The sequence below is a fragment of the Streptomyces sp. NPDC005799 genome (assembly GCF_040630525.1).
In the GTDB taxonomy this organism is placed as follows: domain Bacteria; phylum Actinomycetota; class Actinomycetes; order Streptomycetales; family Streptomycetaceae; genus Streptomyces; species Streptomyces griseorubiginosus_B.
Window position 1 is genome coordinate 117,629 of sequence record NZ_JBEXXQ010000031.1, and the last position, 7,986, is coordinate 125,614.

General features: G+C 71.9%; 7 protein-coding genes and 1 rRNA gene. 2 read left to right on the forward strand and 6 right to left on the reverse strand.

Annotated features, from left to right (window positions below):
* Nucleotides 1-42 precede the first annotated feature (42 nt).
* Nucleotides 43-390, forward strand: coding sequence for an SCP2 sterol-binding domain-containing protein (locus ABZ453_RS28525; protein WP_359019092.1), 348 nt, complete (start codon nucleotides 43-45; stop codon nucleotides 388-390).
* Here the strand turns inward: ABZ453_RS28525 and ABZ453_RS28530 are convergent.
* The 4 genes from ABZ453_RS28530 to ABZ453_RS28545 form a co-directional block, all read right to left on the reverse strand.
* Nucleotides 374-1,228, reverse strand: a complete 855-nt coding sequence (locus ABZ453_RS28530; protein WP_359019094.1) for an ABC transporter ATP-binding protein — start codon at nucleotides 1,226-1,228, stop codon at nucleotides 374-376. The two genes, ABZ453_RS28525 and ABZ453_RS28530, sit on opposite strands and share 17 nt — an antisense overlap.
* A complete protein-coding gene (locus tag ABZ453_RS28535; RefSeq protein ID WP_359019096.1) occupies nucleotides 1,225-2,295 on the reverse strand; it encodes an iron chelate uptake ABC transporter family permease subunit in 1,071 nt (356 codons plus the stop codon). Before ABZ453_RS28535 ends, ABZ453_RS28530 begins: the two co-directional genes overlap by 4 nt.
* Complete coding sequence (locus ABZ453_RS28540; protein ID WP_359019098.1) at nucleotides 2,292-3,335, reverse strand: iron chelate uptake ABC transporter family permease subunit; 1,044 nt, start codon at nucleotides 3,333-3,335, stop codon at nucleotides 2,292-2,294. The genes ABZ453_RS28535 and ABZ453_RS28540 overlap by 4 nt, the downstream gene beginning before the upstream one ends.
* 67 nt (nucleotides 3,336-3,402) lie before the next feature.
* Nucleotides 3,403-4,431, reverse strand: a complete 1,029-nt coding sequence (locus ABZ453_RS28545) for an HAD hydrolase-like protein (RefSeq protein ID WP_359019100.1) — start codon at nucleotides 4,429-4,431, stop codon at nucleotides 3,403-3,405.
* Between the two features lie 72 nt (nucleotides 4,432-4,503).
* Here ABZ453_RS28545 and ABZ453_RS28550 point away from each other — a divergent pair, with 72 nt between their 5' ends.
* Entirely contained in the window at nucleotides 4,504-5,796 is a 1,293-nt protein-coding gene (locus tag ABZ453_RS28550) for a DUF1015 domain-containing protein (protein ID WP_359019102.1), read from the forward strand.
* Nucleotides 5,797-5,866: 70 nt separating this feature from the next.
* Here the strand turns inward: ABZ453_RS28550 and ABZ453_RS28555 are convergent, their stop codons facing one another.
* Both ABZ453_RS28555 and rrf read right to left on the reverse strand, forming a co-directional pair.
* Nucleotides 5,867-6,679 carry a hypothetical protein gene (locus tag ABZ453_RS28555; RefSeq protein ID WP_359019115.1) on the reverse strand — a complete coding sequence of 271 codons (813 nt, stop codon included), beginning with the start codon at nucleotides 6,677-6,679 and terminating at the stop codon, nucleotides 5,867-5,869.
* Nucleotides 6,680-7,894: 1,215 nt separating this feature from the next.
* A 5S ribosomal RNA gene (rrf, locus tag ABZ453_RS28560) occupies nucleotides 7,895-7,986 on the reverse strand; the annotation flags it as partial.

Below are 7,986 nucleotides of genomic sequence, written 5' to 3' on the forward strand. Positions count from 1 at the left end.
GCCCAGACGCTACCCCGAAGCCCTGGGGTACCGTCGATCCCGATGGCCACGATCGAGGAGTGCCGCGCCGCACTCGAGAAGCTCTCGGACAACATGCAGCACGCCGAGGGGGACGTCCGCACCGCGACGTCCCTGGACCGCTCGGTGAGCTGCCGGATCACCGACCTCGACATCACCTTCGTCGGCCGGATGACCGGCGGCCGCATCGTCGTCCAGGACACGATCCAGGGCTCTCCGACGGAGAAGGCCCAGATCAGACTCACCATGAAGGGTGACGACCTGGTGGCCCTGGTCAACGGCGAGCTCAACTTCGCCAAGGCGTGGGGCTCGGGCCGGGTGAAGCTGGAGGCGGGCCTGCGCGACCTGTTCCAGCTCAGGAAGCTTCTGTAGCCACCACGCGCGCGCGTGCCGTGCGCGCCGCCGGGACCACCAGTGGCGTGCCCGTCTCCGGGTCGTCGATCACCTGGCAGCGCAGCCCGAAGACCTCCTCCACCAGCTCGGCCGTGACGATGTCCTTCGGCGCGCCCTCGGCGACGACCGTCCCCTCGCGCAGCGCGATCAGATGCGTGGCGTACCGGGCGGCGTGGTTGAGGTCGTGCAGCACGGCGACCAGCGTCCGCCCGTGCTCCTCGTGCAGCTCGGCGCACAGGTCGAGCACGTCGATCTGGTGCTGGATGTCGAGGTAGGTCGTCGGCTCGTCGAGCAACAGCAGCGGGGTCTGCTGGGCGAGCGCCATGGCGATCCACACCCGCTGCCGCTGCCCGCCGGACAGCTCGTCCACGTACCGCTCGGCGAGCTCGGCGACCCCGGTCCGCGCCATGGACTCCTGGACGACCCGCTCGTCCTCGGCGGACCACTGGCGCAGGAGGCCCTGGTGCGGGTAGCGGCCGCGGCCCACCAGGTCGGCGACGGTGATCCCGTCGGGCGCGATCGACGACTGCGGCAGCAGACCCAGCGTGCGGGCGACCTTCTTCGCGGGCATCGACTGGATGACCTGCCCGTCCAGGAGCACCCGGCCCTGACTGGGCCTGAGCATCCGCGACAGCGCCCGCAGCAGCGTGGACTTTCCGCAGGCGTTCGGGCCGACGATCACCGTGAAGGAGTTGTCGGGGATCTGCACCGAGAGCTGCTCGGCGATGACCCGCTGGTCGTAGGCGAGGGTGACGTTCTCGGCGGACAGGCGGTTCACGGTGCTCCTTGAGGTGTACGGGTTCGCCGAGCCGCTCATATCCGGCCCGCCTTGCGCTCGGTGACCAGCAGCCACAGCAGGTAGACACCGCCGAGGACACCGGTGACCACGCCCACGGGCAGCTGGTCGGCGCCGAAGAGACGCTGGGAGGCCCAGTCGGCGGTGACCAGGAGGGCGGCGCCCATGCACAGGGACGGCAGCAGGTTGGGGCCGGGTGTGGGGGCACCTCCCGCGCCCTTGAGCCAGCGGGGGAGGGTCAGCCGGCGGGCGAGCTGCGGGGCGGTGAGGGCGACGAAGCTGACGGGCCCGGCCGCGGCGGTGGCCGTGGCGACGAGCAGGACGGCCGCCACCATCAGCAGTGCCCGCACGCGCTCGACACGCACGCCGAGGGCGTTCGAGACGTCGTCGCCCATCTCCATCATCCGCAGCCCGCGGGCGTTGGCGAGGACGAGCGGCACGAGCACCGCGCACAGCGCGAGCAGCGGCCAGACCTGGTCCCAGTCCCTCCCGTTGAGCGAACCGGTCATCCACACGACCGCGCGGGCCGCGTCGACCAGGTCGGAGATGGTGAGCAGATAGCCGTTGACCGCCGTGACGACCGCGGAGACGCCGATACCGACCAGGACCAGCCGGTATCCGTGCACGCCCCGCTTCCAGGCGAGCAGATAGATGGCCAGCCCGGTCACCAGGCCGCCCACGAGCGCGCCCAGCGTGACCTGGGCCGCGCTCCCGGAGAACAGCACGATCATGGTGAGGGCCCCGGCGGTCGCCCCCTGACCGAGGCCGAGGACGTCCGGGCTGCCCAGGGGATTGCGGGTGACGGCCTGGAACAGCGCCCCGCCGAGCCCGAGGGAGGCACCGACCAGCAGACCTACGAGGACCCGGGGCAGCCGCAGCTCCCTGACGATGAACTCCTGGCCCGCGTTGCCGTCGCCGAGCAGTGTCCTCACCACGTCGCCGGGCGGGATCGGGAAGTCGCCGGTGCCGATGAGCACCACGCTCGCGGCGAGCGCGACGAGCAGCAGCAGGACCACGACGGTGACGGCACGCACGTCCACGCGCAGCGACAGCCCGCCGGGGGTCCGCAGGACTCGGGTGGTCTTCACAGCTGCGCCGTCCTCCGCCGTCGTACCAGAAAGATGAAGACCGGCCCGCCGATGAGCGCGGTGATGACGCCGACCTGCAGCTCCGAGGGGCGGGCGACGATCCGGCCCATCACGTCGGCGCCGAGCAGCAGCACGGGCGACAGGATGGTGGCGTACGGCAGGATCCAGCGCAGGTCGGGACCGGTGAAGGACCGTACGGCGTGCGGGACCATCAGCCCCACGAACGCGATCGGCCCGCAGGCGGCGGTCGCCGCGCCGCACAGCACGGTCGCGGCGAGCATGGACAGCGCCCGGGTGCGGTTGAGGTTGGCGCCGAGGGCCTTGGCGGTGTCGTCGCCCATGGCCACGGCGTTGAGCGGCCGGGCGAGTCCGAGGGCGAGGAGTGTGCCGACAGCGAGGAACGGCAGCACCTGGAGGATCGTCGAGTCCGTCGCCGAGGCCAGCGAACCGACCGTCCAGAAGCGCATCTTGCCGAGCGCGGCGTCGTCGGTGATCATCACGGCCTGCAGATAGCCGTACAGGGCAGCGCTGATGGCGGTACCGGCGAGGGCGAGCCGCACCGGGGTAGCGCCCCGGCTGCCGCCGAGGAACCACACCAGCGCGCCGACCGCGGCCGCGCCGACGAAGGCGAACCAGACGTAGCCGCTCAGGCTGGTGACCCCGAAGTACGTGATCGCCGTGACGACCGCGGCCGAGGCGCCCGCGTTGATGCCGAGCAGCCCCGGATCGGCCAGCGGATTGCGGGTGAGCGCCTGGAGCACCGCGCCGGAGAGGCCGAGCGCGGCGCCGGCGAGCAGTCCGAGGACGGTCCGCGACAGTCGCTCGTCGACCACGACGTCGCCGTAGGTGCCCGTGTCCTGGAACAGCCCGTGCCAGACCTGTTCCGGGGAGAGCCCCTTCGCGCCGATCGCGATGCTCGCCAGCGCGACAAGCACCAAGACGGCGACGGACACGAGCAGCCCAAAGGCACGTACCGCCCGGCGGGTCGGGGGCGCGGGGGCGGTCTCCGCGCGCTGTTCTGGAGGACTGTCGACCAACACGAGGTTAGGTTAGCCTACCCTCGCATCGGCGCCCGATCCCCGGTACTGAGAACTCGATCCCCGGTGCTCAGAACCCCAGCCGTTCCAGCGCCTTCCCCGTCTCCAGCTCGCACACACCCTCACCGGCCTCCGTCCAGGCGGCGGCACAGAGCGCGCGCAGCCCGTCCAACGGCTCTCCGTCACCGTCCAGTTCCAGCCGCTCGGCACCCGCCGTCGCCGTCCAGCCGCCGCACCGGAAGCCCCCTCCCGCCTCACCGACCTCCGGCTGTCCCGTGAGGAGCCCGCGCAGGTCGGCGTCGACGTACGTCGGCCGGTGCTGCGGGGGCGCGGCGAGCAGTTGGGCGCCGTCCGTGACGCCGGTGAGGACGAGCAGTGAGTCGACCTCACCGTTGAACGCCCCTTCGATGTCCGTGTCCAGCCGGTCCCCGACCACCAACGGCCGCCGGGCGCCGGTACGGAGGATGGTCTCGCGGTGCATCGGGGGCAACGGCTTGCCCGCCACCTGGGGTTCGGCGCCGGTCGCTATCCGCACGACCTCCACGGCCGCGCCGTTGCCGGGCGCGATCCCACGGGCGCTCGGAATCGTCAGGTCGGTGTTGGAGGCGTACCAGGGCACCCCGCGCGCGATGGCGTAACAGGCCTCGGCGAACCGCCCCCACGGCAACTCGGGCCCGCCGTACCCCTGCACGACCGCCACCGGCTCGTCCTCCGCCGACTCCACGGGCTGAAGCCCCCGCTCCCGCAACGCGACCCGCAGCCCCTCACCGCCGATCACCAGGACCCGACTCCCCTCCGGCACCTGCTCGCTGATCAGCCGCGCGACCGCCTGGGCCGAGGTGATGACGTCGTCGGCGCCCGTCGGAATCCCCAGCTCGGTCAGGTGCCCGGCCACGGTGTCCGGGGTACGCAGCGCGTTGTTGGTGACGTATGCGAGATGCATCCCGCCCTCGCGGGCCGTGGCCAACGACTCGACCGCGTGCGCGATGGCCTGGCCCCCGGCGTACACCACGCCGTCAAGGTCGAGCAGCGCGGTGTCGTACGCCTTGCTCAGGGCCTGCCCACTGCCCTCGGGCCTCGTCCTGACGCTCTGGCTCATTCCGCATCGCTCCTCGTTCGACGGCTTTCCCCCGATCATCCCGCACGCCACTGACACACGTACGATGCCGGGATGAACACTGCAGGTCACCCGGAAGCAACGGCGCGCCGAGGCCTGGAACTCACCCCGTTCCGAGGACTGCGGTACGACCCCGACCGGGTCGGCAGCCTGGCCGCCGTGACATCCCCGCCCTACGACGTCGTCGTACGCCCCGACGGCCTGCACCACCTGCAGGATTCCGACCCGCACAACATCGTCCGCCTGATCCTCCCGCAGGCCCCCACCCCGCAGGCCCGCAACGAACAGGCCTCGGACACCCTGCGCCGCTGGCTCGACGAGGGCGTCCTGACCACCGACCCCGAACCGGGCCTGTACGTCTACGAACAGCGCCACGACGACGGCATGCTGCAACGCGGGATCATCGGCGCCCTACGCGTCTCCGACCCGTCGGACGGTGTGGTCCTGCCCCATGAGGACGTCATGCCGCATGTGGTCGCCGACCGTGCGGCCCTGATGCGCGCCACCTCCGCGAACCTCGAGCCCCTGCTGCTGACCTACCGCGGCAACGGCTCGTCGGCCGCCACCAGCGAGATCGTGGAACGCGTCGCCGGTCGTCCGCCCCTGCTCTCCACCACCACGGAGGACGGCTACGGTCACCGCCTCTGGTCGGTCACCGACCCCTCCGACCTGGCCCGCATACAGACCGAACTGGCCGAGCACCAGGCCCTGATCGCCGACGGCCACCACCGCTGGGCGACCTACCGCCGGCTCCGCACCGAGCACCCCTCCCCCAGTCCCTGGGACTACGGCCTGGTCCTCCTGGTCGACACCGCCCGCTACCCCCTGCGCGTCCGCGCCATCCACCGGCTCCTACACGGCCTGCCGGTCGCGGACGCCCTGGAGGCCGTGGAAGGCCTGTTCCGGGTACGACTTCTCGACGTCCCCCTGCCACAAGCCCTGGAGGCCCTCGCCGACGCGGCCTGCGCGGGCAATGCCTTCCTGCTGGCGGGAGACGGCGCCTTCCACCTGCTGGACCGCCCCGACCCGGCCCTACTGGCCCGCACGATCCCGGCCGACCGCCCGGCGGCCTGGCGCACCCTGGACGCCACCGTCCTGCACGCCACCCTCCTCGACCACGTCTGGCACATCCCCGAGGACTCCCCCGCCCACATCGCCTACATCCACGACACGGCCGCAACCATCGCGAAGGCGGAACGCGACGGCGGTACGGCGGTCCTGATGCACCCGGTCCGCGAGGAGGTCGTCCGCGACCTGGCCCGCCAGGGCGTGACCATGCCCCGCAAGTCGACGTCCTTCGGCCCGAAACCGGCGTCGGGTCTGGTGCTGCGGGCACTGGACCTCTGACCGGGCCGACACAAAAGTAAAAGGGGCGGGACCGTATGGCCCCGCCCCGCGTCCTCACAGACCGACTTGGTCAGACCTTGTCGTCCTCGTCGCCCTGGTCCTCGTCGTCCTGGTCCTCGTCGTCCTGGTCCTCGTCGTCCTGGTCCTCGTCCTCGATGTCGACGTCTTCGAGGTCGACATCGTCACCGTGGGTGTCGTCGCTCTCGTCGAAGGCGTCGACGAACTCGACCCCGTCCATCTCGGCGAGCCGGTCCGAGGCGTCCGTGCTGCCGTCCCGGTCGGCCTCGACGGCCTTGGCGAACCACTCCCGCGCCTCGCCCTCACGACCGGCGGCGAGCAGCGCGTCGGCGTAGGCGTAACGCAGTCGCGCGGTCCACGGCTGAACGGAGTTGGAGGCCAGCTCGGGGCTCTGCAGTGTCACGATCGCCGCGTCCAGCTGCCCCATGTCACGCCGGGCGCCGGCCGCGACCAGCCGCATCTCGACCTGCCCGGCCTTGTCGAGCTTGTGCACCTCGGGCGCCCCGGCCATGTCCAGCGCCTTCTCGGGCCGCCCGAGGCCACGCTCGCAGTCCGCCATCAGCGGCCACAGCTCAGCGCTGCCGGTCATCCGCCGCGCGGCCCGGAACTCGGCGAGCGCCTCGGCGTACTTCTGGTTCGCGTACGCGGCGAACCCGGCCGCCTCCCGTACGGCGGCCACGCGCGAGGCGAGCCGCAGGGCGACCTTGGAGTAGCCGTACGCGCCCTCGGGGTCCTCGTCGATGAGCCGGGCGACCATCACCAGGTTCTTGGCGACATCCTCGGCGAGCGTCTTGGGCAGACTCTGCAGCTCCTGCCGTACGTCCTTGTCGATCTCCTCGCCGGTGACGTCCTCGGGGATCGGCAGCCGCTTGATCGGCTCCCGGTCGCCGCGGTCCCGGTCGCGGTCGTCGCGGAAACGGCCTCCGCCCTGCCGGTCGTCCCGCCCGCGGAAGCCCCCGGGGCGCCCACCGCGGTCGTCACGGCGGGGACCACCACGTCCACCGCGGTCGTCGCGCTGGTACGCGGGGCGGGAGCCACGGTCACCGTCTCGCCGGTCGTCACGGCGACCGTACCCACCGCCCCGGTTGTCGTCGCGGCGGAAGCCGCCCCGGTCGCTGTCACGCCGCTCGCCCCGGTCGTCACGCCGGAAGGCCGGACGCTCGCCGCGGTCGCCTCGGTCTCCGCGGTCGTCACGCCGGAACGACGGGCGCTCGCCCCGGTCACCGCGATCGTCACGGCGGAAGCCGCCACGGTCACGGTCACGGTCGTCACGACGCGGGCCACGGTCACGGTCACGATCGTCACGCTGGAAGGCCGGACGCGGGCCACGGTCACCGTCACGCCGGTCGTCCCGACGACCGTAACCGCCACCACGATTGTCATCCCGCCGGCCATCACGACGGTCGTCACGGCGGTCGTCACGGCGGTCGTCACGGCGGAAACCGCCACGGTCACCCTGACCACCGCGGTCACCGCGGTCGTCGCGCGGACGGTCGTCACGGCGACCGTACCCACCGCCCCGGTTGTCGTCGCGGCGGAAGCCGCCCCGGTCGCTGTCACGCCGCTCGCCCCGGTCGTCACGCCGGAAGGCCGGACGCTCGCCGCGGTCGCCTCGGTCTCCGCGGTCGTCACGCCGGAACGACGGGCGCTCGCCCCGGTCACCGCGATCGTCACGGCGGAAGCCGCCACGGTCACGGTCACGGTCGTCACGACGCGGGCCACGGTCACGGTCACGATCGTCACGCTGGAAGGCCGGACGCGGGCCACGGTCACCGTCACGCCGGTCGTCCCGACGACCGTAACCGCCACCACGATTGTCATCCCGCCGGCCATCACGACGGTCGTCACGGCGATCGTCACGGCGGAAACCGCCACGGTCACCCTGACCACCGCGGTTGCCGCGGTAGCCGCCACGGTCACCGCGGTCACCACTGTCCCGTCGCCGCTGGTCGCGCTCCGGTCGGTCGTCGGGAGAGTTGGTGGACATGGTGACTCCTGTCTTCGGTTCCGCAAGCATTGTAAAAACGAAAGGACCCCTGGTCCCAGCTGAACGCTGGGACCAGGGGTCCTTCCAAAGATTGTTCGGCGGCGTCCTACTCTCCCACAGGGTCCCCCCTGCAGTACCATCGGCGCTGTAAGGCTTAGCTTCCGGGTTCGAAATGTAACCGGGCG